This is a genomic window from Sphingomonas sp. T1 (assembly GCF_902506585.1).
Classification (GTDB): domain Bacteria; phylum Pseudomonadota; class Alphaproteobacteria; order Sphingomonadales; family Sphingomonadaceae; genus Sphingomonas; species Sphingomonas aerolata.
Genome location: NZ_LR733875.1, coordinates 1,630,944 through 1,656,865, shown reverse-complemented (window position 1 = coordinate 1,656,865; position 25,922 = coordinate 1,630,944). Strand labels below are relative to the sequence as shown.

The 25,922-nt window shown below is 57.2% G+C and carries 27 protein-coding genes and 1 pseudogene; 20 read left to right on the top strand and 8 right to left on the bottom strand.

All coding sequences use genetic code 11. The annotated features are described in order from the left end of the window. Positions 1-21: 21 nt before the first annotated feature. Positions 22-2,370 carry a TonB-dependent receptor gene (locus GV027_RS07490; protein ID WP_159511482.1) on the bottom strand — a complete coding sequence of 783 codons (2,349 nt, stop codon included), beginning with the start codon at positions 2,368-2,370 and terminating at the stop codon, positions 22-24. 142 nt (positions 2,371-2,512) lie between these two features. Between GV027_RS07490 and GV027_RS07485 the strand changes: the two genes are divergently transcribed. Beyond that, complete coding sequence (locus tag GV027_RS07485; protein WP_159511481.1) at positions 2,513-3,181, top strand: TetR/AcrR family transcriptional regulator; 669 nt, start codon at positions 2,513-2,515, stop codon at positions 3,179-3,181. A 254-nt stretch (positions 3,182-3,435) separates the two neighbouring features. Beyond that, entirely contained in the window at positions 3,436-3,762 is a 327-nt protein-coding gene (locus tag GV027_RS07480) for a DUF4113 domain-containing protein (RefSeq protein ID WP_236559099.1), read from the top strand. 973 nt (positions 3,763-4,735) lie between these two features. Here GV027_RS07480 and GV027_RS21910 read toward each other — a convergent pair. Both GV027_RS21910 and GV027_RS07470 read right to left on the bottom strand, forming a co-directional pair. After that, positions 4,736-4,984 (bottom strand): DUF6894 family protein, encoded by a 249-nt coding sequence (locus tag GV027_RS21910; RefSeq protein ID WP_159511480.1) that lies wholly within the window; start codon positions 4,982-4,984, stop codon positions 4,736-4,738. A gap of 146 nt (positions 4,985-5,130) precedes the next feature. Beyond that, on the bottom strand, positions 5,131-5,634 hold the full coding sequence (locus GV027_RS07470; RefSeq protein WP_159511479.1) for a GAF domain-containing protein: 504 nt from the start codon (positions 5,632-5,634) through the stop codon (positions 5,131-5,133). Between the two features lie 330 nt (positions 5,635-5,964). Here GV027_RS07470 and GV027_RS07465 point away from each other — a divergent pair, with 330 nt between their 5' ends. Both GV027_RS07465 and GV027_RS21430 read left to right on the top strand, forming a co-directional pair. Then, entirely contained in the window at positions 5,965-6,447 is a 483-nt protein-coding gene (locus GV027_RS07465; protein WP_159511478.1) for a DUF4142 domain-containing protein, read from the top strand. A gap of 320 nt (positions 6,448-6,767) precedes the next feature. After that, complete coding sequence (locus GV027_RS21430) at positions 6,768-7,244, top strand: hypothetical protein (protein WP_236559098.1); 477 nt, start codon at positions 6,768-6,770, stop codon at positions 7,242-7,244. Between the two features lie 443 nt (positions 7,245-7,687). Here the strand turns inward: GV027_RS21430 and GV027_RS07455 are convergent, their stop codons facing one another. Further along, entirely contained in the window at positions 7,688-7,915 is a 228-nt protein-coding gene (locus GV027_RS07455; protein WP_159511477.1) for a hypothetical protein, read from the bottom strand. A gap of 128 nt (positions 7,916-8,043) precedes the next feature. On the opposite strand from GV027_RS07455, the gene GV027_RS07450 reads away from it, so the two are divergent. The 9 genes and pseudogenes from GV027_RS07450 to GV027_RS07420 all read left to right on the top strand — a co-directional run bounded on the left by GV027_RS07450 (position 8,044) and on the right by GV027_RS07420 (position 16,108). Beyond that, positions 8,044-8,691 (top strand): toll/interleukin-1 receptor domain-containing protein, encoded by a 648-nt coding sequence (locus GV027_RS07450; protein ID WP_159511476.1) that lies wholly within the window; start codon positions 8,044-8,046, stop codon positions 8,689-8,691. A 49-nt stretch (positions 8,692-8,740) separates the two neighbouring features. Next, complete coding sequence (locus GV027_RS07445; RefSeq protein ID WP_159511475.1) at positions 8,741-8,971, top strand: hypothetical protein; 231 nt, start codon at positions 8,741-8,743, stop codon at positions 8,969-8,971. 118 nt (positions 8,972-9,089) lie between these two features. Beyond that, positions 9,090-11,903, top strand: a complete 2,814-nt coding sequence (locus tag GV027_RS07440; RefSeq protein ID WP_236559097.1) for a TrlF family AAA-like ATPase — start codon at positions 9,090-9,092, stop codon at positions 11,901-11,903. Positions 11,904-12,325: 422 nt separating this feature from the next. Then, the gene (locus tag GV027_RS21905) at positions 12,326-12,703 is read left to right on the top strand and encodes an Arm DNA-binding domain-containing protein (RefSeq protein ID WP_443029524.1); all 378 of its coding nucleotides are present in this window, start codon (positions 12,326-12,328) and stop codon (positions 12,701-12,703) included. A gap of 15 nt (positions 12,704-12,718) precedes the next feature. Then, positions 12,719-12,925: pseudogene (locus tag GV027_RS21900) on the top strand (phage integrase central domain-containing protein); the annotation flags it as partial. A gap of 117 nt (positions 12,926-13,042) precedes the next feature. Further along, positions 13,043-13,534: a tyrosine-type recombinase/integrase gene (locus GV027_RS21895; RefSeq protein ID WP_443029551.1), complete on the top strand. Its 492-nt coding sequence runs from the start codon at positions 13,043-13,045 to the stop codon at positions 13,532-13,534. Between the two features lie 161 nt (positions 13,535-13,695). Beyond that, positions 13,696-13,905: a helix-turn-helix transcriptional regulator gene (locus GV027_RS21890; RefSeq protein ID WP_201302593.1), complete on the top strand. Its 210-nt coding sequence runs from the start codon at positions 13,696-13,698 to the stop codon at positions 13,903-13,905. Beyond that, a complete protein-coding gene (locus tag GV027_RS07425; protein ID WP_159511474.1) occupies positions 13,905-14,117 on the top strand; it encodes a hypothetical protein in 213 nt (70 codons plus the stop codon). Before GV027_RS21890 ends, GV027_RS07425 begins: the two co-directional genes overlap by 1 nt. A gap of 1,169 nt (positions 14,118-15,286) precedes the next feature. Further along, positions 15,287-16,108 (top strand): putative phage abortive infection protein, encoded by an 822-nt coding sequence (locus tag GV027_RS07420; protein WP_236559096.1) that lies wholly within the window; start codon positions 15,287-15,289, stop codon positions 16,106-16,108. 443 nt (positions 16,109-16,551) lie between these two features. Here GV027_RS07420 and GV027_RS07415 read toward each other — a convergent pair whose 3' ends face one another. Beyond that, positions 16,552-17,628, bottom strand: a complete 1,077-nt coding sequence (locus tag GV027_RS07415; protein ID WP_159511472.1) for a type I restriction endonuclease — start codon at positions 17,626-17,628, stop codon at positions 16,552-16,554. A gap of 338 nt (positions 17,629-17,966) precedes the next feature. Between GV027_RS07415 and GV027_RS07410 the strand changes: the two genes are divergently transcribed. Continuing rightward, on the top strand, positions 17,967-18,638 hold the full coding sequence (locus GV027_RS07410) for a recombinase family protein (RefSeq protein ID WP_159511471.1): 672 nt from the start codon (positions 17,967-17,969) through the stop codon (positions 18,636-18,638). 671 nt (positions 18,639-19,309) lie between these two features. On the opposite strand, the gene GV027_RS07405 is transcribed toward GV027_RS07410, so the two are convergent. Then, on the bottom strand, positions 19,310-20,242 hold the full coding sequence (locus GV027_RS07405; protein ID WP_159511470.1) for a hypothetical protein: 933 nt from the start codon (positions 20,240-20,242) through the stop codon (positions 19,310-19,312). 1,001 nt (positions 20,243-21,243) lie between these two features. Between GV027_RS07405 and GV027_RS07400 the strand changes: the two genes are divergently transcribed. The 4 genes from GV027_RS07400 to GV027_RS07385 all read left to right on the top strand — a co-directional run bounded on the left by GV027_RS07400 (position 21,244) and on the right by GV027_RS07385 (position 23,518). Next, entirely contained in the window at positions 21,244-21,558 is a 315-nt protein-coding gene (locus GV027_RS07400) for a hypothetical protein (protein ID WP_159511469.1), read from the top strand. A 388-nt stretch (positions 21,559-21,946) separates the two neighbouring features. Beyond that, positions 21,947-22,192: a hypothetical protein gene (locus tag GV027_RS07395; RefSeq protein ID WP_234387549.1), complete on the top strand. Its 246-nt coding sequence runs from the start codon at positions 21,947-21,949 to the stop codon at positions 22,190-22,192. A gap of 82 nt (positions 22,193-22,274) precedes the next feature. Next, positions 22,275-22,421, top strand: coding sequence for a hypothetical protein (locus GV027_RS07390; protein ID WP_159511468.1), 147 nt, complete (start codon positions 22,275-22,277; stop codon positions 22,419-22,421). 842 nt (positions 22,422-23,263) lie between these two features. Then, positions 23,264-23,518 carry a hypothetical protein gene (locus GV027_RS07385; RefSeq protein ID WP_328799393.1) on the top strand — a complete coding sequence of 85 codons (255 nt, stop codon included), beginning with the start codon at positions 23,264-23,266 and terminating at the stop codon, positions 23,516-23,518. A gap of 42 nt (positions 23,519-23,560) precedes the next feature. On the opposite strand, the gene GV027_RS07380 is transcribed toward GV027_RS07385, so the two are convergent. Next, positions 23,561-24,001, bottom strand: coding sequence for a hypothetical protein (locus GV027_RS07380; protein ID WP_031394204.1), 441 nt, complete (start codon positions 23,999-24,001; stop codon positions 23,561-23,563). 33 nt (positions 24,002-24,034) lie between these two features. Beyond that, a complete protein-coding gene (locus GV027_RS07375; RefSeq protein WP_159511466.1) occupies positions 24,035-24,451 on the bottom strand; it encodes an HIRAN domain-containing protein in 417 nt (138 codons plus the stop codon). Between the two features lie 45 nt (positions 24,452-24,496). On the opposite strand from GV027_RS07375, the gene GV027_RS07370 reads away from it, so the two are divergent. Together GV027_RS07370 and GV027_RS07365 are read left to right on the top strand one after the other, a co-directional pair. Continuing rightward, positions 24,497-24,676, top strand: a complete 180-nt coding sequence (locus GV027_RS07370) for a hypothetical protein (RefSeq protein WP_159511465.1) — start codon at positions 24,497-24,499, stop codon at positions 24,674-24,676. A 357-nt stretch (positions 24,677-25,033) separates the two neighbouring features. Next, on the top strand, positions 25,034-25,792 hold the full coding sequence (locus GV027_RS07365; RefSeq protein WP_159511464.1) for a hypothetical protein: 759 nt from the start codon (positions 25,034-25,036) through the stop codon (positions 25,790-25,792). The last annotated feature ends 130 nt before the right edge of the window (positions 25,793-25,922 follow it).

The window sequence follows — 25,922 nt, the reverse complement described above, 5'->3', positions numbered from 1 at the left end:
CCGCCCCCCGGTTGCGCTCCATCAGAATTTCGCGGTGAGGGTCGCAAAGACCTGACGCGGGTTGCCGTAATAGGCCGTCAGCACGCCGTCGCTGCCGAGCGATGGCCGCAAGGCGCCCGCTGCCGTGCGTAGATAGTCGCCGGTATCGGGGTTCTGCAGCAGGAAGTTGTAGCCCGACACGACGTAGCGCTTGTTCGTCAGGTTCTTGCCGTGCACCCCGATCGAGAAGCGCGCGTCGATCGTATAGACGAGGTTCGCGTCGAGCAGCGCATAGGCGGGCTGGTCGAGCAGCGGCGTGCGCAGTTCGAACTGCTGTGAATCGCTGCGATAGGACAGCGTCGTACTCGCGTCGATCGCGCCCGCGGATCCGACCGGGACATGATAGGCGAGCGTCCCGCTGGCGGTCAGGTCGGGCGTGTTCTGGAACTTGCGATTGGCAGCGACATTGATCCCGCGGGAATCGATGAAGCGCGTGTATTTGGCATCGAGATACCCGATCGTTCCCGACAGGTTGATGCGGTCGCCGACGCCCGCAATGCCCTCCGCGACCGTCAGATTGGCCTCGCCTTCGACACCGTTGATCCGGGCGCGGCCCGCATTGGTCGTGATGCCGATAAAGGTCTGGATGCCGCCGACGGTGGCACCGACCGATCCGGGGACCTGGACATCGGTATATTTCGAATGGAACCCCGCAATCGCCAGCGTCAGCCGGCGATCGAACAGCGACGCCTTGTATCCCGCCTCATAGCTTTCGACGCTCTCGGGCCCGAACGACAGGAAATTATAGATATCCTGCCGGTCGCCACCGGCACCGGTGATGCCGTTGCCGTTGAGGTCGGGCGCCGCGGTACCGACCCCGCGCGGGTCGAACCCGCCGCCCTTGAACCCCTTCGACCAGCTCGCATACAGCGTGTTGTTGGCATCGGGCTTGAAGCTGACGGACGCGCGCGGCGTGAACTTGGCAAAACTTGCGGTCCCGCGGAAGTCGGTTTGTCGCGCGATCGGGGCGCTCGTGCCGCCGAAGAAGGGGGAAGCGCCGAGATATACGTTGCGCTGGATCTGCGACATGCGATCGTCCCACGTATAGCGTCCGCCGACCGACACGCTGAGCATCGGCGTCACGTCAAGCGTGGCATCACCGAAGACCGCCACCGTATTGGTTCGCACATTCCCGAAGGTCAGCGCAGTGACCGTCCCCGGCAACCGCACGTCGAACACGGTGCGCGCCTTGGCATCGAGATAATAGAGCCCCGCCAGCATGTTGAACGGCCCGGCATCGACCAGCAGCTGCACCTCCTGGCTGAACTGCTCGTTATTGTAGAAGGCGGGGACGTCGACATCGACGGCGGGCAGCGCGTCGAAATCGATCGGCGTTGCGCTGTCGTCCTTGCGATAGCCGGTAATGCTGCGCAGGGTCAGATATGCGGCGGGCTTGAGTTCGGCGAAGAGCGACCCGCCATAGGCCTCGACCGACTGTTTCGGTGCGACCAGCCCGCCGCGGCTGTCGAACACGTCGGACAGCACCGGCGTGCGCGACACCAGCCCCGGAATCAGCCGATGCCCGCCGCGCGGGTTGCTGTCGTCCTTCGTATAGTCCCCCGACAGGCGGAAGAACGCGCTGTCGCCCGCCTCATATTGCAGCGTGCCGCGCGCACCCCAGAAATCCTTGTTGTAATTGTCGTGGCCAGTGGTGAGGTTGGTGCCGAACCCGCCGCGGCTCAGTCGCGCGACCGCGCCGCCGATCCTGAACCCCGTATCGCCGATCGGCGTGCTCGCGCTGATGACACCGTCCGCCTGGTCATAGCTGCCATAGGTCCCGCGGATGCTCAGCGTCGGGTCCGAGCCGATCCGGCGGGTCACGTATTTCACCGCGCCGCCGATCGTGTTGCGGCCATAGAGCGTGCCCTGCGGACCGCGCAGCACCTCGATCCGCTCGACGTCGTAAATGTCGAGCACCGCAGCCTGTGGTCGGTTGAGATAGACGTCGTCGAGATAGATGCCGACGCCCGCCTCGAACCCCGCGACGGGATCCTGCTGGCCGACGCCGCGGATGAAGGCGGTCAGCGTCGAATTGGTGCCGCGCGACGTCTCGAGCGTGACGTTCGGCGTGACAGCGGCAAGATCGGTGACGTCGAGCGCCCCCGACGCCTCGAGCTGCGCGCCCGTGAACGCGGTGATCGCGATCGGCACGTCGAGCAGCCGTTCCTCGCGGCGGCGTGCGGTGACGACGATATCGCCGTCGATCCCGGCCTCCTCGATGACGGGCCCGGCCTGAGCCGCGTCTGCTGCCGGCGTGACGGGTTGCGTCTGCGCGGACGCGGATCCCGCCAGCAGCGCGCCGAGTGCAACGCCGGCGTTCAACAAGATCATGACGGATTTCGGCTGTGCCACGGTGTCATCCCCTCCTGCGGCGCCCGCTTGATGCGCCCGGTATGATCCGGGTTGTGCGCCTTGGTTCCAGTCTATACTGAAACCTGAACCAGTATTCAACTTGTGTATCGAGGCAGACAGAATGGCGAAGGCGCAGGAGACGACGCCGGCAGGATTGACGGGCATCGGCGAAGCCAAGGTTCCGCGTACTGATCGTGGCCGCCGGACGATGCGTGCGATCCTGGACGCCGCCGCGATCGAGTTCGGCGACAACGGATTCCACCAGGCCTCGATCAGCGACATCACGCGCCGCGCCGGCGTCGCGCTCGGCAGCTTCTACACCTATTTCGACTCAAAGGACGCGGTGTTCCGCGCGCTCGTCCGCGACATGTCCGACCAGGTTCGCGATCATGTCGCCCCGGCGATCCTGTCCGCACCCGACCAGATCGCTGCCGAGCAGGCGGGGCTTCGCGAATTCATCAGCTTCGTCCGTGACCACAAGGAAATCTACCGGATCATCGACGAGTCCGAATTCGTCGATCCAGAGAGCTTTCGCCTCCATTATACGACCACGGCGGACCGGATCACGCGTCGCCTGCGAAAGGCGGCGGACCGCGGCGAGGTCAAGGGCGACGTCAGCGAGGTCCATGGCTGGGCGATCATGGGAATGAACGTATTCCTGGGGCTTCGCTACGGCGTCTGGAGCGAAGACGAGACACCGGATGATATCGCGAAGGTCGTCGCGAGAATGCTAAAAGATGGCATCTTACGCAGCCCTGATGACCGAGCCATGTCCGAGGTCAAGGCTTGATCGGCCGATTGGGTACACGACCCATAAGTCGCCGTTCGGGTGCCCTTCCCCGCCTCCCAACTTCCGCCGTTCATTCATCGGGTTCCACGGCATCGCTTGCCTTCCGTTTAAGCGGTCGTTCAAAATGACTGCCTGGAAATTGATGGCTTCCGAAAGTCATCCCGAACGATGCAAGATTGGCCGCCTTGCCTACACCCGCGCCCGGTACGACAATGCGCAGCCTTATATCGGTGTCCGCGCCTACCCTCCATCCCATGACGAACGACAGCTTCGAACTAATCGGGGCCGCCAGGCGCGCGGCTAAAAAGGCGTGGCGGGATGGTTACGCCTACACGAAGGCCGGCATCATGCTCGACGATCTGCTTCCTGAGGACGAACGGCCGCGCACGCTGTTCGAAGAGGATACGGCCAAGCGAGACCGGCTGATGGGCGCACTCGACGCAATCAATGGCAAATTCGTGACGTGGACTGCGGTGACGGCGTCGCAGGGCTTCAAGCGCGAGTGGAAGATGCGGTCGGAGATGCGATCGCCGGCGTGGACGACGGACATTGCTGAAGCGCCAATTGTCTCTGTGCGATAGAGGATCAGATGGAGACTGCCGCGTGGCGTCGCTCGGCATTGCGGCTTCTGAAAGCTCAACCCTTCGGGGAGGCGGACACGAGCTTAAACATCGCTTCCCCAATATATGCCCTTAGCGCGCGCCGCGTTAAGCTGATCGTCTTGCCCTCACCAAGACATGACGCAATTGCCGGCTTCAATTGCTCAGTGGCACCGGTATCTTGCAAGCTCCATGGACGTGAAATTAGCAGAACGTGAGCAGCAACAGGTGACGATCGAGCGACGCAATCGCCGAGCGCACGTTCCGGGCGGTAACTGGCCGGCAGTGCTGCAACAGGACCATTAAACTCATCAGCTAACTTGAGGGGGGGAAGGTCTTTTATAAGGCCCAGATCTGGCGCCTTCCGGAATTGAAGGCGGTATAGTGCAGGATACAGGGCACCCCGAAAAACGTCCGGCTGGATTATCATCATCGTAACAGAGCCCGGTCTGCTAGCGTCAACCGAAAGGCATTTAGAATTTGACGCCTTAGACGCCAAATCAACATATTCTGCCGTATTGGGTATTGATCTGACAAATTGGCTAGCTACCAGTCTAGTCTTTCTGTCTCGTATAATACAATCCGCATACCTCGCCACGAATATGTCAGCTTTGTCATGCCGCAAGTCGGCTCCCGACTGCGCGGCAACGGAAGAAGCTGAGAGGGTGATCGCGCATGCCGCTGAAAATCTAGCTACGCTCAACCGATTCATGACAATCCCCACCATCTATTATGCCATTCTGTGATCGGTCTATTTGACCCTACTAATAATGGCATCAACTTCGCGCGTTGGAAACACCGGCTACCTCATTGTCATGCAGTCTGCCGGGTCCGGCCAATCACACCTCCGGGTGTATTGGCGCCACCAATTCGTTCGTGTCACAGGCGGCCAGCACGCACTGGCTTATGGTCAACCTTTCGCCCGAAACCAGCAATTGCTAACACAGCCTACTAGCTATTTCGTATCGCCTCCGGCTGGCGCATTGGTGACATAAGCTGTGAGTCTGAAGAGCATCAGGCCCCGCTCGTTCGTCACGTCGACGACAAAATCTCGACCGTCCCATAAGACAGCTGGTTCGCCGTGCATGATCTGGCCAGCAAAAATTATAGCATGCTTCCTCGCGGCCGCGTGATCAGCCAACTCGGTCCCCTCACTATCAGGCTCATGCCGGTTGTCAGCCGTATTGAAGAAGTATCGTGCCATCGTGATGTTCCTCTGGGCTCGCAAACGGGCACAGGGAGGTAAAGTTGCTACTTTTCACGTGAGATGTGCTGCCGTGGATCAGCATGCAGCTTATCGTGCATCGTCCCGCTCCGCGTCCGGCGGTGCGTTAATCAACGATCCCATTCTCACGTAGATATGGTCCGTGGCGTTTGGGGATGAATTGCAGGGCACTGCGACACTATGCTCGCGACGCGGTCCGCGAATTGCTTGAGCGTCGGTACCATGTCCGCCCGCGCCAGCTTGCGCGGATGGGGATCGATCGCGCACAGCGTTCCAAAAAACGTGCCGTCCGGAAGGATGATCGGCAGCGACACATAGCTCTTAAAGCCATAGAGCGCGGGCGCCGGGTGGCTGTTCCAACGCGGATCGGCGGAGACGTCGTCGATCACTACCGCATTGCCGGACTCGCGGATGTCGTTGCAGATCGTCGTCGAGATGCGCAACTCATCTCCCGGCGACATACCGAAGTCGATCTGGTCGAGCACCTGGCACGCAATCCAACGCGCCTCCGTTACGCGCGCGACCGCGACAAATCCCATTCTCGTGAGTGCCGCCACTTCCTCGAGAATGCGACGTATTTCGTCATCGTCGCCAAAGCGCGCAGCATCCGCAGCCAGTTCGTCGATCATATGTGATCCCCCAACCCAGTCGTAGTCACATATGATAGGCCTGACGAATCCTCTTTAGTCGCAAGCGTACGTAGCCGTTCTGCCCACGGCGAATTTTCACGTTTTGAGCTAGAAAATAGAAGATAGACCACAGTTCTAACATGCCATCATTCGCAAGAATTACTCAGATCCGCGGCACCCCCAGCGGCCTGATCGGTCACGTGATCGGCGTGAACCCTCGAATCGTATAAATCAAGATTAAGAGAGGGACGGGATGTCGATCGATAAGGGAACACTATGATCGACTGATCCCTTATCGACTTACGCAAATACAAGGCGTAGGAGAAGATTATGAAGCGGCTTATTCTCACGGCAGCGCTGATCGCTACCCCCACACTGGTAGCGGCACAAAGCGTGCCATCCCCTGCTACCTATGTCATGAAAGCTGGCGCGTCGGACCAATATGAGATTCAATCGAGCAATCTCGTAATGGCCACTACGAAGAACGCCGAGCTTAAGCAGTTCGCCACGATGATGGTAAGCGACCACAACAAGAGCACTGCTGATGTGAAGGCCGCAGCTACGCAGTCCGGCCTGACGCCAAAGCCCCCGATGCTCGACGCGATGGGCCGCAAGAATATTGCTGCGCTCAAGGCGTCCAAGGGACCAGCTCGTGATGCACTTTATATCAAGCAGCAGAAGACTGCTCACCAGCAGGCACTCGCCCTTCACCAGGGTTTTGCCACTTCCGGTTCGGCTCCCGCGCTAAAGCAGGTCGCGTCGACCATCGCGCCAACCGTTCAGCATCACTTTGAGATGCTGGCGTCCATGTAAAGACAAACCTCGACCCGTTTCGGCGGGTCGAGATCTTTGGTGACGCCTAACTACAAAATTACGCGACGGAGCGCTGAGCTCTGAGGTCTGCCGTCGCTAGTCCCTAAGATACTGTCCAATAGCTATTTCTCAGGCCCGCTTCGCGACGTGTCGAGGTCAATGTCCTCACCCGGATTACCGCCACCTGCGCTGGCCCCACTGCCGTGAACTTCACCCGTTTTGTTGTCTATATATGCTCGCTTACCAGCCTCGCGAGGAATGTCCCTGCCGTCATCCCTTTCGATCGACTTGGCACCAGGCGCCCGGTCCCGGTTCTGAAGATGACGCTCGGCGGCATGGTCCATGCTATCGTACTCGTCGCCCGAGTAACCATCACCTTTACCGAAACCGTCGTCGGCTGGGTTTGCGTCCTTGGATTTTACCCGGACATTTTCGTTAGGCTTCGGCGTGCTCTCGTCAGTCATGGCAACCTCTCAGTGTTGTTGGTGACCAACGCACAACCGGCAGAAAGCTCCGCGAATGTGATGAAGGCTTTGTCAGTTGACCGATACCGCGGTCGGCATAGCATCGCCTTGCCCATCAAGGGCTTGGAGATTGGCCACATGCGTACCCTGCTCGTCGCTGCCGCGTCTTTGTCGTTAATTGCCGGTGGGGCGCCTGCATTCGCCGCACCGTGCAAAGACGCCAAGGGACGCTTCACGAAATGCCCGCCCAAAGCACCGGCCAAGCCGGCCCGTTGCAAGAGCGCGAATGGCAAGTTTGCAAAATGCGGCACGGCTGGCGCCAAGCCTGTCTGAGGTGAGACGAGCGCGGGTGATCACACCCGCGCTCGCAAGGTCAGTTTTTCGCCGGTACTGTGACAACCATTGTCCGCGTGGTGGCGACATCAACGATCGGCAGTTCTCAGGATTGAGAATGTCGGCGGCGAACGACTGAAATTAGTGTGCGTTGCAGCCCGGAAGTGTGATGTCCGCCTAACGGCGGATCTTGGCACAAGCCGATGTTCCCGCACCTCCCAACGAACGGCGTATGTTGGTCGGGAGCCGACGCCAGCAGCCCAGCAGGGCTGACCCATATTGACGACCCAGATGCAGACGTTCAGCGATCCTGTCACCCATCTCAGCTTCGGACACTCGTTAAGGTGCGTCTGCCGATGAGCCCGGCCGCCGCGTCTGTCGAGCTGAACCGAGCAAATGACAATAGTCTTGTACCAAAAGCCAATCGATCTTGACGGGATATGTTAGGTGCGGTCTTCAACAATGAGCACGCTGGCGCGCCGCTGCTCGGCTCCGTCGATCGCCCAGTGTTCCGCCTGGGCGACCGTCTCATGATCGCGGTCCTCCATGGACCCCGACATCGAGCCTTCGATTTTCAGGTTCGCGCGAACGCGACCGCCCTGCGCCTGTAAAAGCGTCAAGCGTGCCACGGTCGCATTTCTGGGTTGCTTGGGAAGGCGCAAGATTTCCATGGACCCTGACTAGCAGAGCTGGAAGAAGTGCGCGAGCCAAGCTGGTGCCTTGGTGGCAAGCTGGACCGAGCACCGAGGGCTTTGGGCTGAGACAATGTTGACGCTAAACGACAGCAAGTGTCACCGACATGGCTAGTGCGCACGAGGCATCGGTCTTCGTGTCGTATTCTCATCTTGATGATGAATTCAAAAAGCGCTTCGACACTCATATGGCGCAGCTTCACCGTGAGGGCGTGCGCACCTGGTTCGATGGCGACATAAGCCCCGGCGCAGAGCTTGATCCCAACATCAGGCGGGCATTAAAGCAAGCGGACATCTTCGTTGCGCTGGCGAGCCCGAACTATCTGGCTTCGCGCTACTGCTTCGAGACCGAATATGGCTTCGCGCTTCGCAAGGCGGCACGCAAGAAGCTCTTTGTCATCGTCGTCCTGCTGCGCCAGTGCCAGTGGCGGCACACGCGCATGGCCAGATACAAGCTCCTGCCGAAGGACGCCAAGCCGATCGACCAATGGGCGCGCCGCGGCGATGCTTGGGAAGATGTCGTCGAGGGCGTCAGGGCCGTCGTGAAGCAATTTCGCATGGTGCCGCAGGCGCCCGACGCACCCAAGAAACCAAAGGCTCTCGCGCCGACGCGCCCCACCAAGACGAAGCCGGCTAGTGTGCGGCCGCGGCGAGTGACGAGCGGCAAAGCGGCGCCTGCGGCGAAACCTCAGCCGAAGCGTAGCGTGAAGCTTGCCGGGAAGCGGGCGCGACCAATCAAGCCGCGAAAATGCTAGCGTGCGTCTCTCGTGGCCCTCCTCGACGCCGCACAACCAAGGATCCGCCATGCACGATATCGACCCCAAACTGCCACCGCTGGAAGAGCCGTGCGATGCCTGCGGCGGCAGCGGCGATGCACCGCCCGGCAGCGGCTATGAGATGCGCGCCAGCTTCAATTGTCCGAAGTGCAAAGGGCATAAGCTCGCGCCGACTGCCGCAGGCCGAGCGCTGCTCGAATTCGTCAGGCGCCGCTTGAACCTGTCCGAGCCCGAAGCGACGCGAACGCTATTCGGCTAGGTGGCGCATCGCCCTGATCATGCGACGGAACAACGCGCGCGCGGTAGTAGCGACTGGCGATAATGCTCGGCAGGCCGGAAGAGACCTGCGATAGTTGCCGGTCAAAAGGGGGCATTGAATGAGTTACGCGTACTGGCGCAAGTGCGACTTTCAGCTGCATACGCCGCGAGATCCGAACTGGATCGGCGCGCGGCCGATCGGCATCGGCCAGGATTTGGGCGACCGGGCAGCCGCTACCGAAGATGTCGACCGTGAGCGTCGTGCCTGGGCTGAGACTTTCGTTGATACGTGCGTCGCGCGCGGGCTCGAGGCGATCGCGCTGACCGATCATCACGAGATGGTCATGGTCCCCTATGTTCAGCAGGCGCTCGCCGACCGCAAGGTGGCAAACCCGGACTTCGACCTGTGGCTCTTCCCCGGGATGGAGCTAACCGCGCGCAACGGGGTGCAGTGCCTGATCCTGTTTGACGCCGATCTCAGCGAGGAGTGGCGCCGCGAGGCACAGGGCAAGCTGGGCATCGTCCTCGCCGATCTGGACGACAAAGCGCTTCACTCGAGGCGGGTTATCCAGCTCGATTGCAGCTATCCCGAAATCGCAACTAACCTCGACACGCTGCCGGGTTTGGTCGGGCGCTACATCGTACTTCCCAACGTGTCACAGGGCGGCCAACACACAGTCCTTCGCGACGGCGCGCATGCCGATTTTCGCAAGATGTCTTATGTCGGCGGCTACCTCGATCGCGGTCAGTCGATCGCCACCCTCGGCGGCACCAATCGGCGTCGTATGTCTGGCGATGACCTAGTCTGGAGCGATCGCTTCATCTACCCGCTACCGACGTCGGACGCGCGCTCGGCAGACTTTGCGCATGTCGGGAGCAACAATTGCTGGATTAAGCTGGCCGCGCCGACCGCTGAAGCCATCCGCCAGGCGTTTCTCGGCGACCGCTCGCGTATCTCAATCGTCCGTCCGGCCCTAGCCAACCTCAGCCTACGTGCGGTTCGGCTCACTGGCTCGACCATTCTCGCCGATGCCCATCTGGTGATCAGCCCCGAACAATGCGCATTTATCGGCGGGAGGGGTAGCGGGAAGAGCAGCTATCTCGAATATATTGCCTTCGGCCTGGGCCGCAGCTGCTTCGATTTCGGTAAGGGCGAATATTCCGGCAGCGATCGTAACGCTGCGCTGATCAAGGATACGATCATCTCCGCCGGTGCGAGCATCGAACTCGACGTTATCCAGGATGGGGCATGGTTCCGGATCGCACGCAGCGGCGGCAATGCCTACCAGCCGCAGGTCACCTACCCCGACGGATCGGTCCAGGAATTGTCAATCAAGGAGCTGCGGTCGCTTTTTCCAGCTGTGGTCTACAGCCAGGGCGAGTTGTCAGAGATCGGCAGACAAGCCGGCAAGAGGGCACAGCTGTCAGACCTTCTCCAATTTGTGGAGCCCGAATTTAAGCGTGAGGACGACCGCCTGCTCGCCGATATAGACGCCGCCAAGCTAGCCGTGCGCGGCGCTTTACAGGCGCTGGTGGAGGCGTGGGCGACCCAGTACGAGCTGCACAAACTGACTGCGGCCAAGGGGGCGCTCGAACAGCGGATCATCGCGCTCCGCCGGACGCTGCCGGCGCAATCCGATAACGACAAGAAGGTCGTCGCGCGCTTCGACAACCTGTTGGAGTTTGACGGTAAGAGGTCACAAGCCTCGACCCAGGTTGGCACCGTTATGGATGAGCTGACGCAAATGTGGCGGAACGCCCGCCAGGCGGTCGATCTTGCTTCCGATCTTCCGGAAGCGGCAGCGTTCCGTGATCTCTATGCGCGCTTCAATGCCGAGTTCATCCAGGGGGTGGAAACGCTGGGCAAGAGGCTGGCCGAGCTCCGAACGGAGATGGACCAGGCGAGCAACGCCCTCGCCGGGATAGTGGACGCGGCGAAGACCGGTCGCGACACCGTCATGGAGAAGCTGGTCGAACACCGTGCGGTGACGGTCCAGATCGACAATCTGCAGAACGACCTCCGGGCGATCGTCACGCAGGTGGGCACGGTGCAGGTGGGGATGGCGTCGCCGGACGAGAAGTTCGACGCGCTCACCGCGTCGGTCGAAGCGCTGAAGGCAGCGGTAGCGGCGCGCGGCGCCAGGACCGCGGATTGGGCGAAGCAGATAGAGACGCTGTCGGGCGGCAGGATCGAGGCGGAGCTTCATGTCGACGGTGAATGGGCTGAGATCCGCGATGCCGTCGACACGGTCAGCGCGAAAACTGGCTCACAGGAGGCCGCCCGGCAGAATCAGGTCTCCGCACAGATTGCCGCCGCTTCGGCGTGGGCGTTCCTCGATGCGATGCGGGCCGACTGTCTCGCCGCTTTGCGCTGGAAATATGTTGGGGCGGCGCTCGCCGGCGAACGGCCGCCCTATGCAACCTTGGCACGGACGATTTGCGGCACCGAGAAGACACTCGTGCAGTGTCTCGAGCTGATCGATCCGCCCCGGGTCGAAGCGATCGCGCTCGCCACCCCGCGGCCCGACATCACCTTGTCCTATTGCGATGGTGAACGAAAGATTGCCTTCGAGAAGGCATCCGAAGGCCAGCGCGCAGCCGCCCTGCTGTTCATGCTGCTGGAGCAGCCGGGTGGCCCGTTAATCGTGGATCAGCCCGAGGGTGATCTCGACAACAAGGTCATTTCGGTGGTCACCGAGAAGCTGCATGACGCGAAGCAGCGCCGCCAGATCATCTTCGCCAGCCACAATGCCAACATCGTCGTCAACGGGTCGTCCGAGCTCGTCATCAGCATGGACCTAGGTCCGGATGGCAAACGAGCAATTCACTGCGCGGGCGCGATCGACGCTGCGGTCGTCTGCGCTACCATTACCGCCACAATGGAGGGTGGCGAGAAGGCGTTCCGGGATCGCAAGAGCAAGTACGGCTACTAGCCATCCGGCAGCTGTCGAGCATCCGCTGCCCTGCTATCTTAACGAGCGGCTGCTCACCGCCGGTTGCCGCCCGAAAGCGGACAGGCAGCTTCCCACCGTTTTTACCGTTCAGCTCTGAGCATAGGCCGTACGCAATATAGGGGCGCGGCCTAACGCGACATAAACCACGCCCAGCGATACCCGCGGAAATCGTGCGGTGACGTTCGGCTTCAAGCACGCGCACTTTCGGGGAACGGTTATGGGAACCCGACGACTTGATCGCAACTTTGGGTTTAGATTCAAAGGGTGGTGGCGGAGCGGGAGTCCGCTATTCTATAGTCCGAGGTGGTTCATAGACTTCCGATAAGAGCACTAATTGCAATGACTTAGTCGTTCATGATGTCCGACATGTACCTAGGTAATCCGCGCCATTCCCAAAGATTATGTTGGTCGGTATGTTGTCAATTATGAGCGGTATTAAGCCTATAGGGCGGCATCAGGAAAAGCGCCTATCAGCGCAAACGGTTCGGGCTTTGAGCACCCCCGGCCTTCATGGCGATGGCAATGGCCTGTATCTGAAAGTCGATCCTTCGGGAGCCAAGCGCTGGATACAGCGGATTGTTATCGCAGGTAAGCGGAGAGACCTTGGGATCGGCCCCCTGTCGCTTGTCAGCCTCGCAGAGGCCCGTGAGAAGGCTTTAGAGAACCGAAAGCTTGCTCGGTCGGGTGGTGACCCCCTTGCCGCTAAGAAGCGCTCTATGGAGGCCCTTACGTTCAAGGCCGCCGCCGAGAAGGTTCATGAGCTTTCAAAGCCGACTTAGCGCAATGAAAAGCACGGCGACCAGTGGCTGAACACCTTGAAGACTTATGCCTTTCCGTTCATCGGATCAAAGCGCATAGATACCGTAACCAGCGCCGACGTACTCGCTGCCCTTTCCCCTATCTGGAACTCCCATCCTGAAACCGCTCGCAGGATAAAGCAGCGGATGGGGTCCGTATTCAAATGGGCGATGGCGAACGGCTGGCGAACCGACAACCCGGCAGAAACCATCGGCAAAGCTTTGCCCAAGCATGACCGGTCGTTAGTCAAACACCACGCAGCGCTACCCTATGATAAGGTCGCCGGGGCGTTAGCGTCTATATGGTCCAGCAACGCTGGCGTGGCAACGAAGCTTGCCTTCGAATTCCTTGCTTTAACCGTCACCCGGTCAGGAGAGACCCGCGAGGCCGTATGGAGTGAGTTCGACCTTGATAAAGCCGTTTGGACCATCCCGGCGGCGCGTATGAAGGCCAAGAAGCTTCACCGGGTACCGCTGCCGCCGCGCTGCCTTGCCATTTTAGAAGAGGCCGCGACGTTGAAGCGCGATGGCGATAACTTCGTTTTTCCCGGTACGAAGGATAAAAGGCCCCTGTCGGATATGACGCTTTCCAAGCTTATGAAGGAGCTCGGCATCGCCGCCGTCCCACATGGCTTCCGGTCATCCTTTAGAGATTGGGCTGGCGAACAGACTCACCACCCCCGCGAGGTAATCGAATTCGCCCTCGCTCACGCCATAAAGGACAAGGCGGAGGCCGCGTATGCTCGCTCCGACCTTTTTGACAAACGGCGGGCGTTGATGGGCGATTGGTCGGATTATTTGAAGTCATATTAAATGGAACTACGAAAGGAACTCGTAAGATAGTCGCGGCACTCGCTTAAGATTCCTGTTTTTCTCATACTAATCATTCTGACACCAGAAAGATAAATGTAGTAATTCATGTTAAGAAGGGGTTGTTTTCATATTCTCATACTGCTTTTACCGTCTCCGGCATCATGGAGACTGAAATGGAAATTGACAGATTGTTGCGCCGTCAGGAGGTCCTCGATCGGGTAGGGCTATCACGTTCGCTAGTATATCAGATGATGAAGGATAATCGCTTCCCGCGCCCCCTGCGGCTAGGCAAGAGAGCCGTCGCGTGGAGCGAGGCGGCAATCAATGAATGGGTGGCAAACCGCCCCCTGTCAAACGGAGGCATAGCCTGATGCGTGTCACCGTCTTCTTCTACAAACCTATAGCTCTCGACAGTATACTCTTCGAAAGCCTTAGAGCGCTAAAGCAGCGTTATCCTCAATCATTTTGGATCGGTGGACGCAGCGGCTTCGGCGTCGAGAACCTTTCTTGGCACGATGCCGTGAAACTATCCGCCCTCATACCAGTAACCGTATTGAAAAACGGAATCATCGTCTGTGTTTGATGAAATGCGGATCGTTATGCAGAAGGATACGTCCTCATCGATCTTTGACGTATAGACGCAACTCCACCTCCGCTAGGGTGATGACTAAAAGAAACAAACCAGTGGATGGTTATGTTATTATCTAATAGACACGTTCACGCGGAGTCTTACACCCAAGACACTTTCTACAATTTCTAATATAGCCTAACTGCTTGTTGCCTCTTCCCCTTGAAAGGGAGGGACGGTAGCCACACCGTGTGATGCCTAGTGAACCCACTAGGAGAATATCAGCCCATTATACGTTAGGTTGTCCCATCGAACTATCTCTGTTCAGCCGGGGGGTCGGAGGTCTGCCTTTCGGCCTCTAAGTGCCCCAAAGAAATTAACTTGGCACCGCTTCCAAGTCACACGGTGTAAGGCATCTTACAAAATAGGTCTACTGCGCATCGGCGGTTAAGCCTTCGCAAGCAAGATTGCTAACAATGTAATATACCCGAATGATCCGGCCCATTCGAAAGGCACTCTAGCTTAGTTTGTTTAGAGACGTTCTAGCCGCTGGCAATAGTCGTCTTATTTGTCAATTATAACAAAGTCGGGGTAATCAAGCAAGATTGCTTGTTCCCCTTGAGATGTTAAATTCAGGACGGGCTTAAACATTCTTTAACAGGCTTAAACTTCGGAAATAACTGATTACCTAAATATGCCTTAAGCGATTTTCGGGCGAGGGCATCTGCGTCTGCGTCTGCGTCTGCGTCTGCGTCTGCGTCTGCGTCTGCGTCTGCGTCTGCGTCTGCGTCTGCGCGTAATTACCCCAACCGGGTTTAGCTAACGCCGTGAACGGATACAACCTCTAGTAACAGAAGTCTTATTCTTGCTCTTTAGCATGTTAGTGTGAGGATCACCCTTTTTCGGGTCGTTCAGTGGTTACGTACCCGTTACGACCTCGGCTGAAAGCTCTACGACATACTCCCCGCACTATTGGTTTTCATCGCCTTCCGCAGCGAAGGACTCGGTCCAATCGACAGGCTGGCGCGCCCTGGGGCGTTTGCAATAGTCATCAACTATACGACGGTTGATTAGCGCTTCGCGGTTACAGCTTACCACTAGCGCCATCTAATTTGTGATCGACCGCTGTACGTCACCGTTTTGGCGTGCTTAGCGCTCGACGGGATTTAAACGGGGGCTAGATGATGAACAAGCCGACGACGTCCGAGGTTATGCTCTGGATTGTGATTTTGGCGATCTTCGTTCTTTGGATCGTGTGGGCTACCTGTGGCATCACGATAAGCGATTGGTTCTTGAACGACGCGACGCCAGCGGACGCAGGAGCTTGGGCTGACTCGTTCGGCGCCTTTAACGCTCTAGTTAGCTCATTTGCCTTAGCGGGCGTACTTCTCACATTAGCTCTGCAAAACCGAGCTATACGGGAACAGCAGCGGGAAGCAGAGAAACAGGTATCGGAGCGGCACAAGCAGCAATTCGAAGGATCGTTCTTTCAGCTTCTGGAACTGATGCGAGACGTGCGAAGCGAGGTTTATTACAAATACTCCGATCAGTACGCCGTGGCCACGTCCAAAACTGAAACGGGCGGCGCCAGGGGCGCGGCTGCATTGATACGCGCAGCACGAGAAGCCGAGTATTGGATCAAAGAACGACAGAAAACTACCGTAGTAGATGGCCGTCGCTTAGGCAGGATCTATGAAACGCGCGTTCACAAACGCTACGAGTCGAGACTAGGGCCCTATTACCGGATCATTTACACTATACTTCGTCGGATCTCGGAGGATCCAGTTCTTTCAGGCGAGGAAAAGCAGCGTTATGGCAACCTAGTCAGAAGCCAGCTTCAAGGAAGGGAGGTTCTCCTCCTGGGACTTAACGGATTAGCTCCAATGTCCAACGACTTTTCAAAATATCTCGTAGAGTTCAGAATGATGAAGTATCTCCCAACTAAAGGGATGAAGGACATGCTGATGATAGGGTATCCAGTTAGTGCGTTCGAACCAAGAGACTAGGCGCTGCGGGCGCGTTTATTCTTTTTCTTAGCTTACGCGCTTTTCCACGCGCTGTATCGCCGCTCTCAATACGGCGTATTGCTTAGATAGTACACCTAGTGGCACTTCGGCGGCACGATCCTTCCGTACAGGCTCCTGTTGATCACCAGAGAGGGCATGTGGTCGCCCTAGAGCCTTACCAGCGGCCTTTGCTCTGCTAAGACCTGCCTGTGTCGGTTCGATCAGCAAATCGCGCTCAAACTCCGCTACACACTGATGCCGGACACCGGCAATCCGTCCGGCATTATTCGATGGCGGTTTGGCATCCACTTATCGGGGTAAGCCTGCCGCCATGATGGTCGTTGCCGCCTGCCGCAAAGCCACCGACGTTCGGCCTTAGCGATCGTCGCTGCACCTTCGGATCGGGACCGCTTCGTTTTCAAAGCGGCACCCTGTTGCACCCGCTATTTTTGAATCGTGTCGTCTAGTTCACGGAGCCGAGCTTCAATCTGCGGCGCGTATTGATAGATTTGGGTAAGCTCGGATATCAAATTTCGTTGTTCATCCTTGCCGCTAAACGTCCCTATGTACTTGGTTGTGATGCCATTAAAGTGCATACGTGCGATCGTCTTTCTATTATTGTCATCTAATAGAATTGCGCAATATGACTTAGCATCCCGGATGATGATCCGCTTCGGGTCCACTAACTTCGAGGCAATGGCCTGGATAATATGGAAACCCGAAATCTCTTCAAGGGTCGTCACAACGCCCTCTTCGGTCGCTTCGGGTGTACCGTCGATGCTAACTTCTTCGGCCTGCGGGGGCGCAGAGGCATTCAAGGCATTCGACAGCCGGTCTGTAACTAGATCGCGAATGATAAGCCCGATTGTAGCACCTAACATGCGCCCGAAGTTTTCCTTTACCGCCGGAGTAAGCCTACCCTCATGGACCCTCGCCGCCATTATGCGAACGAATTCCTCGGACGGTTCAGCGAATTCCTTTTCAATTTCCTTCCGAAGTAGAGACTGGATTTTGAGGTTGCCTGCCTCTTGCACGATTTTGTCTATATCAAAGCTAGCTTTGCTAAACTTTTCTAGCGTCTTGATATCGTTCGGTTTAATAGCGTCCATGCTGAACGTGAAGAATGGTTTATCATCCATTTTATTCGGCTTCTCGACGTCCGAATAAAACTGATAATTTACTCCATTTGTCAGAACAGCCAAGCGTGCGTCCGTAACACTAAAGTATCGAAATAGCTGGGCAGCATGGTTTATATTCAACTCTGCCGTCGAGGGCTTACATTCGATGAGAATCATTACCTTTCCGGTATTGCAGATCGCGTAATCGACCTTTTCGCCCTTCTTTGTACCCACGTCAGCAGTAAACTCTGGAACGACCTCGCTGGGATTGAAGACATCATAGCCGAGCGATTGTAGAAACGGCATAACCAGAGCAGTTTTTGCAGCCTCCTCGGTCAGCAGCACTTCCCGATGTTCGATCGTCCGCTTTTGCAGTTCTAGTATCCGCGTTCCCAAATCCACAGAACATACCCCCCAAAGAATTATCGTGAACGGGTTTAACCTTGCTAATAGGGTCCCGTCCAGAGCCTTCCAACGGAACCGCTGGCTGTCACCGGCCCTGTCCTGCGCGCCTGCCCTCGCACGTAAATCTCGGCGTAATCTGCCAATCACCTAAGATACCATGCTGGCCAACGTAATTCGGTTTGACGATCATGGTCTGTAGACAAGACGGCGTCGCTGTCACTCCGACGGACGTGTAGCTCTTTCTCACCAAGCAGTAGTCGCCACCTACCATTGCCAACGTTTGAAAGCCTGTTACATTAGCTTCAACGAACGTTGTAGCAAATGGAACGACTCGTATGGCGACCGGCAAGCACGTAGCGTATTACAGGGTTAGCACAGCCAAGCAGGGTCGCAGCGGCCTTGGCCTCGAAGCGCAGCAGCGTGCCGTTCGCACGTTTCTGAACGGCGGATCGTGGGACCTCGTAGGCGAGGTCGTGGAGATCGAATCCGGTAAGCGGCTGGATAACCGGCCGCAGCTACAAGAAGCTTTGCGTCTGTGCCGGGCGATGGGGGCAACCCTCATCGTTGCGAAGCTTGATCGGCTTTCGCGTGACGCCGCGTTCCTAATGCAACTGCAAAACTCTGGGGCGTCGTTCGTAGCAGCAGACATGCCGGGCGCGAACTCCTTCACGGTCGGCGTGATGGCGCTGGTGGCTCAACAGGAGCGCGAAGCGATATCTACACGAACAAAGGCCGCGCTGGCGGCAGCTAAGGCTAGGGGGGTAGTTCTAGGCGGCTTACGAGGCCACACGCTGCCATCAAAAGCGGCAGCAGCAGCTAGCGCTAGGGTTCGGGCCGCGACGGCAGATCAGCGTGTACGTGACGTTATTGTATCGATCCAACATGCGAAGAGCAAAGGCGCAGTCTCGCTAAGAGAGATAGCCGCCGCCCTTACAGCAGAAGGCATCACGGCGCCTCGCGGCGGCGCATGGAGTGCATCACAGATCAAACGGGCTATCGAACGATAGCGCGCTCGAAGCAGGCTATAATCTAGGTCGCCATTATCTAACCGTTTAGGTCTCGGTTTTGGTTGACCACTGGCTCCACGTCGTACAACCGCTCCACCAAGTAGTATAGTCCGCGCACAGTTGTTACCGACAGACTACTGATCGGAATCATCGTTAGAATAATAGCGAAGCCTCTAAGCCAGCCACTACTCCACGAGGAGTAGTATCCAAACCCACAAAATGTTACGTAAAATGGTTTCATTATTGGAGATATAGAGGTTATTGTCATAATAAGTAGTGTCAAGAGCAGGGATACAAAAGCCATATAACCGAACATATAGCACACGTACTCTCGACGAGTTAGTTTATCACCTTTGACGCCATCGACGGGCGGCTTGCGAATTACACCACTTGTTATAATCCTGTCGAGGTCTGCGAAAGACGAGCTTAAGGTTGCTATAGCGATGAGCGCGGCAACGTAGAATCCGATTAGGACAGCAGAAAACGTTGCGACCTTATCGAGGAAACCGTCCTTCAAGAAATAGTTGGCTTGTGGCAATAGAATAAAGGGGGTGCATAGTATCGCAGTAACCACAAACATCGCGATTATGTCTCGACGAACGATATGCACACCCGAAACGTCGCGCAATCTTAGATAAAATAAGGGATAGAAGAAGGAGACTGGCATAATATTACTTCGCCAATATCTTTTCTGCGGCGTTGACTATGCGCGGGACGACTTCCTCTGAACACGGTGGGAGATCGGCCTTAAAGCTGAATATCTCTGACCGAACAAAGAGAATATCGGCGGCAGCGTTATCCCGGTCGATGACCACCGTTCGTTGCCGGTCGTCTTCAAGCTGCACCTCGATAGCCACCTGATCCCAAGTGCCCTTCGTTCCAGCGACATAATTAGCGAATTTCGCTTTCCATTCCGGGGTCGTGGGGTCACCTATTATCTTATACTTAGCGCGTTCGGATTTTGGCTCGATGATTCCGCCGCTATCAAGCTCGCTTGGAGGCGGAGTCCGCGTCAGTATCAAATAGTTCAGAGAAGACTTTTTCTTCAATGCTGAATCAAGATTCTCCGACTTTACACCAAACACCTTCAATTGCGTCGTCGTCTCTAACTCTTTCTTTTTATAGGTGTAAGGGTACCTAAATTCATTTAATACCCTCTTAATAATACCAAACACCGTGGTTGCGCTAAGACCCGGTATCTCTTCCAATACGCATAAGTAGCCACCCTCGTCACGCTCGACGGCCTTGATTACCAAGTGGCAGGAGTACGCTTGATCCTCGTCCTCAAGTTTTACGGATTGTCGAACCGCAACAGCACCACCCGTTCTTTTCCTATAAGCGGGATCGGAGGCATCCGGGCTTGTTCTATGAAACAGTAGAACTACCAAACCTCTATCTTCGTAATAGTTGGCCTTCAAAAGGTCGATCGAGTCCTTGCCCTCCATAGCGGACGCGTTGCCTAACTTGATCGCTCTCCGTAACGCGGCGACAATACTATTCGGCTGTGCGTCGAGGTAGAGCGCTAAGGGTGCTGAACCTTTGCCAAGCCCCTTCCAGTGCAACGAGTAACGCCGGAAATAACGCTTCTTTTTTTCAACGATCACTCAACGACCTTTCCAACGCGACGTGGCAGGATAGGGCAGTTCATCGCCAAACCGCAACAAAGCAGAATGATGGTTCAAATGTGGGACGGAACGGTCAGTGGCTTAGTAAGTCATTGATAAGCCTACCAGATTTCTGGTGGGTGGCGGAGCGGGAGGCCATCATTCTGACTCGCCTTACACGCTGTAATTGCTTAATAAGTTATCGCTCGTTGCGGGTCTGTACCATGCAATATACCATACAAAATAAATTTGCTCCGCCGGCCGCCAAAGGCGAACTCGAACCGACTGTCACGGCAGCGGCGCGCTCGCATTCGAATTGCCGTGCGCAGCTATGCGCTCGCCGTCGGGCACTGCGGAACTGTCGGGCACTACGTCCTCGCACCCCTTGGCCGGGGGCTCGTCCGACGGACAGCTGCCTGCGCTGCAGGAAGCAAACTCCAAGCTTTCGGACGCAACGATTCTCTAATACATTGCCTTGGGTATTTAGGGGAAATATCGATGCTATTTGTTGCCAGTTTGCTAATGGCCGCGGCGCCAGCCGCGCAGCCAATTTACCTCCAGTGCAACTTCCCGAAAAACGGAGCGGTTCTAGACGTCAGCGTTGACGAGCCTAACGCCGCCGTGACCACCGTTTTACGGTCGAGCGGTTACACGGAAAAATACCCAGCTGCATTCACAGCCACAGAAGTCCGGTTTCAAAATAACAGGCTGGCGTACGTCCTCAGCCGCACGGATCTCACGATCCAGCGTACGATCAAGCTCCTAGACAGTTCGGACTTAGGGTCCTGCGCAATACAGACCGTCCCTAAACGCGCGTTCTAGTTGTAGCTGCCCGACGGCACGAGGCCGTCGGGCCCAAACTTCAGAGGTTGGTGACCACTAGTTCGGCGACCCGCTTCCCAGCTCCGGCTGCCATACCAACGGTGCCATGCACTTATCTTCCGGCTCCTCTGGAAAGCTGATAGGTCAGCACATATTCGTCGGACAGGATTAGGAGCCATATGACCAGCTATAAAATATCCGGTGCTGGCGACATCGACCCAACTGAGGGATTGATCATCGCAACCCACCCGGCACAGCCAGGGACCTTCATTGTATACGCGAGCAAGAAGCAGGTGCTCGAGCGCGCACCTGTCGTTTTGTGGGGCGTTGATCAATATGGATGCGCCGTGCCCATCACGATGAACGGCCCCTGGGATGAAGCATCCAGCCCAAATAGTTTCGTCCTGCACCCCACGGGCGACTGCAGCAGATACGACTCTAACTGGCCGGACGTAAGCACGGCGCTTGCCGACTTGCTCACGTCCGACGATTGATCTCTGCCGTGACAAATCCCCCTTCGCCGGTCGATGGCGACGTGCCGGAAGATCTTCTGCGAAGCATAGTCGCGCTCTCTCGCAGATGGGCCAGCGCAGGCGTTAGGGGAAAAGGTATCCGTCTCGCGGACCACGAACTCGATCTGCTTAACGCGATCGGTGCAGGCGAAATGCTTATGTCAGCCGCAGCGGAGGAACAGAAAAAACAAGCCGTCGAGCGGCGGGCGCTTAAAGCACGCAAGGCTTCTATAGATACTTGACTGCGGGCGTGCTGCATGGGCGGAACGCTGCCGAGGGGGTTCTGTTTGAGCTCGTAAGTGCACCCGAAGCGGGAACCTATGACTGGCGTGCCGACCAACTTGCTTAAACGGAGCTCCCATAGATTGGCATGGTCGTGAAGAAGGCGCAGGCCATGATCATGCCAAACTGGCCTGCCGCCATGTCGCGGGAGTTGGCGCTCGCCTACACGGGCGTTGCGCAATGCCAACTGCGCGAATGGGAACGAAGCGGCGCTATTATCTTCTTACCGATTGGGCCGCGCGGACAAAAGATTGCCCTGCGATCCGCGTTGGACTGTGCTTTGGATGCCATGTTCGAACGCTACGATCAGTCTATCGATTTCGACTTCGGTTGAAGGTTCCGATGTGGCTCGCGGTTTCCGCCGGCCGTGCCGATGCTCTTATTATACCATCACCGGATCGCGATCGACGATCCCGGTGGGCAGCTACGATATCCAGCGCGCGCGCGACCAGATGGCCAGGGATGCCAACGAGAACGCCCGGCTTCGTGCTGAGATTGCTGCAGCGAAGATCAAGCTTGCACCCCTGCCCGCGGCCAATCTCGCTCGCGATCGCGCCGCATGATCATCGACACCACAAATGCGGTGTCTTGATCGAAGTCCGATGATGAGCGCGGTAAATTCGTACCGTCTGCGCGCTATTGCCTTGACCATAGTTACGTTACGAACGTTGCGGTGGTTGGCAAACTGAATACAGTTCTGATTATGCAACATTCCCGCAACTGGATTGCAACGTCCAAAGTAGTGACAGTGCGAACACTACAGTCAATCGATAAAGAGCAGGCAAAGGCTCTTGGCGAATCATCGCCTTTGCGCTAGTTGTCGATTCGATTGGTTCCGAAATGACGAAACCCCAGCGCCTGGCAGCGCCGGGGTTTCTGATCGGGAGCAACTCTCGCGGGCTTCCAGTCCGGTACGCGAGAGCGGGAACTACCCCCTCGAAGGCGGCAACGTCTTCCACAGTGGGACGACTCCGTCAAGACCGGTCGTTTGCCAAAATAAGGAACATGACCTTGGCGAACATACCTCAACGGCCACCGCGCCGCTCACGCTTCCCTCTGTCCGATGCGGCAATTGCTGACATCTGGGCTCGCCTGCGTGCAGGCGACATCCAGCATGACATCGCTGCTGACTACGGTACCAATCCGGGCCGCGTGTCCGAGATTAACACCGGGAAGCGCGGCAATCACGTAACAGGGTTGCCAAAGCGCTAGACCTGAAAGCCGGTCCGGAGAGGGCGTCGTGAGAACGGCGCCCTTTTCGATATTAGGCACGTCAGGTTCGCCAAGCATCGTGCTGCCGTGGATCAATGCCTGGAACTATCTGCAGCCATTGGTCGCTGATTGCTGGTGGGAGAACCGGCATGCTGATCGCCTTGCGACCTGAAGTGCTAAACGTCTCGGCTAAATGGCGCTAGTTAGGACTTACGACATGAGCATCCAGAACGATCGTCTACCGGAGCTTGAGGAACCCTGCAGAGCGTGCGGAGGAACGGGATATTCGTCGCCAGCCCAACCCGGTCAAATGAGGGCAAGCTTCAATTGTGAGAACTGTAAGGGTCACAAGGTGGCGCCGACCGAAGCAGGTCACCAGCTTATCGAGTTCATCAGTCGGCGATTCCACATCTCCGACTACGAGGTCCAGCGGGATATGTTGGGCTGATCAGGCTTCCTACTGGGCTCCTTCCTCAATAGGATAAGCCGATCAAATATTCCAAGTCGCGTGCGGATATACGAATCGTGCTACGTCGCTAATCACAGGCTTCAAAGCGCTAATCACGACTGCCGGTTCTGGGATATCGACATTGGTGGGGCCATCTAGGTATCGAAAGTAGTTGGTGCGGTGAGGCCTCTCAAGCGCTTCCGCTATCCAAGTCAATTCGTCGCTCGCGAGGTATCCTTGTGACTTCGCGGCGGCGAGCGCCTTTTTTAAGCTATGGCCGATCTCATTCTTGGCGACGTGCTTTCGTCCTCCGAGATGTAAATACGCCGCCTTGAGCGACAGCTCCATGGCGAAGCCCAGTAAAAGAAACAGGGCGGCTGACATTCGGCCGTTAAATGCCCTATCGCCCTCGGTTTCTACGATTAGTTCAGCCGCGGTCAGATGGCTCGAAGCCATAATAAGCAAGCCCTCTGCTTGAGACATTTGATCACGCTCCAAACTCTGCCCCCCCCCCCCTTAGTGAGGATAGAACGCGTGGGGATCAGAGATCAGTCGCTGCGCCGGCGGGGCCTGCCGGGGAGGCGGGCGCTTCGGATCATCGGGGACCGGGTCGGGCAGGGTCGGCACCCCGCCTCCGAACCGTATCCGGATGTAGGCGCCGCTTCCGTGCATAGCCTGGAAGACCGCGATCGCTTCGCCTTCCTCCATTCGCTTGCCGATCAGCGGCGCGCGCTCGGCGCTGACATAGCCCAGCTGGGCGACGCGCGCACTGAAGATGGCAACGGCGTTCTCGTCGTAGGGGTTGGTCGGCTCGAGCCGCAGCTCGACCGCGTCGCCAGGCGCGCAGAGCATGCACTCCATACGCCGGTTGCTCTTGCTCTTGTCCTCGTTCGGGAAGTCGATGCCGACAATGGAGGTGGTCAGTTCGTCCATGACGATGGTTTGCCCGAATCGGTCGCCCGCGCATAGGTTCGCCGAATGATGAGCGACCGCGAAGTATGGCTGAAGGCGTGGGACGTCGTCCGGACGCATGGCGCGATGGAGTCTGCGCCTGTTGTCGCCACGCTCTTAGAACTAATGGGCGATGCTCCCCACACCTCCGATTGGGCGCGCGTTGCTGCGGCTGTCGATGCGATCAACGAAGGCCAGCCGCAATGACCAACCCCGCCCCTATGGACCTCGAAAACATGCCGTCCCCGGGTATCCGGACCATAGATCTGATCTGTGGCTGTGGACGGCATAAGGAGGTCAACGTCAATCAGTTATCGGCGTCAGAGGCTGTGCCGTTGATGCCTCGGTTGGCATGTCCCTAGTCGCTGTCGCAAACTAGGCCCGCTCGACAGCTCCGCTTGGAACCGGTCGTAGCAAAGAACTACCTGCCGCGTTGATCAAATGACTCGACAGATGCCCGGCCGCGCTACCGCTCGGCTTTCACCGCATCGTTAGTTAGCTTATACATCCTTGCTTGAAGATACACGGTATGCGCGTGTTGTCTGATCGAGACCGGAGCCAACGATGATCGGAAACCACCATTTGTTTGTTCCGCCGGAAGACCAATCGACGCCTGTCTGGCGCTATATGGACCTTGGAAAGTTCGTGCGAATGCTACAAACTCGTAGCTTGTTTTTTGCCCGAGCCGATCGGCTAGGCGATCCGTTCGAGGGTTCAAGCACGGCCTTCATGGCTCGAGACGCGGAGATGTTGTCCAGGCCCGAAAATGAGGAGCTTCTGACTGCAGCCTACGACTTACCAGCCGACTATGCCCGTAAGTATCTGACGACACTTTCGTCAGCACGAAAAATGTTCCGCAACGACATGTATGTCAGCTGTTGGCATCTATCTAAGGTAGAGTCTGCTGCGATGTGGTCGCTTTATGGCGGCAGTGGCGCTGCCATTGCTGTCCGAGCGACGTACAGCGCGCTCGCTATGGCCCTACCGTCTTACGTCAATCTAGGGAAAGTCAATTATCTGGATTGGGATAGCGAAGCGTTCAACAGCGCAAACTTATTCGCAGCAATGCTTAGTAAGCGCGCCTCGTATCGTCACGAGTCAGAAGTTCGCGCTCTCATCTGGAAACAATCCCCATATCCAGGTCTTGCGTTTACCAATTTTGGCACCGACCTTCCTCTCATCTTAAACGATCTGATTGATCGAGTTTATGTAAGCCCCGCGGCACCAGTATGGTTTGAGGAGATAGTTACCGATCTCTGTCGTCGTTACGATCTGATAGCACCAGTTAGTCAATCCGATTTAAGTCAGCAGGTCGTATTTTAATCGCTCGGGTAAACTACGGCGGAGATGCCCTCCGCCGCCAGGACGGTTTTCCGCGCCTTTCGGTGCCGACCATACCCTGCTTTTGGATGGTTGATACCCCGGAGCTGGCGATCAAATAACTCCTCGAAAG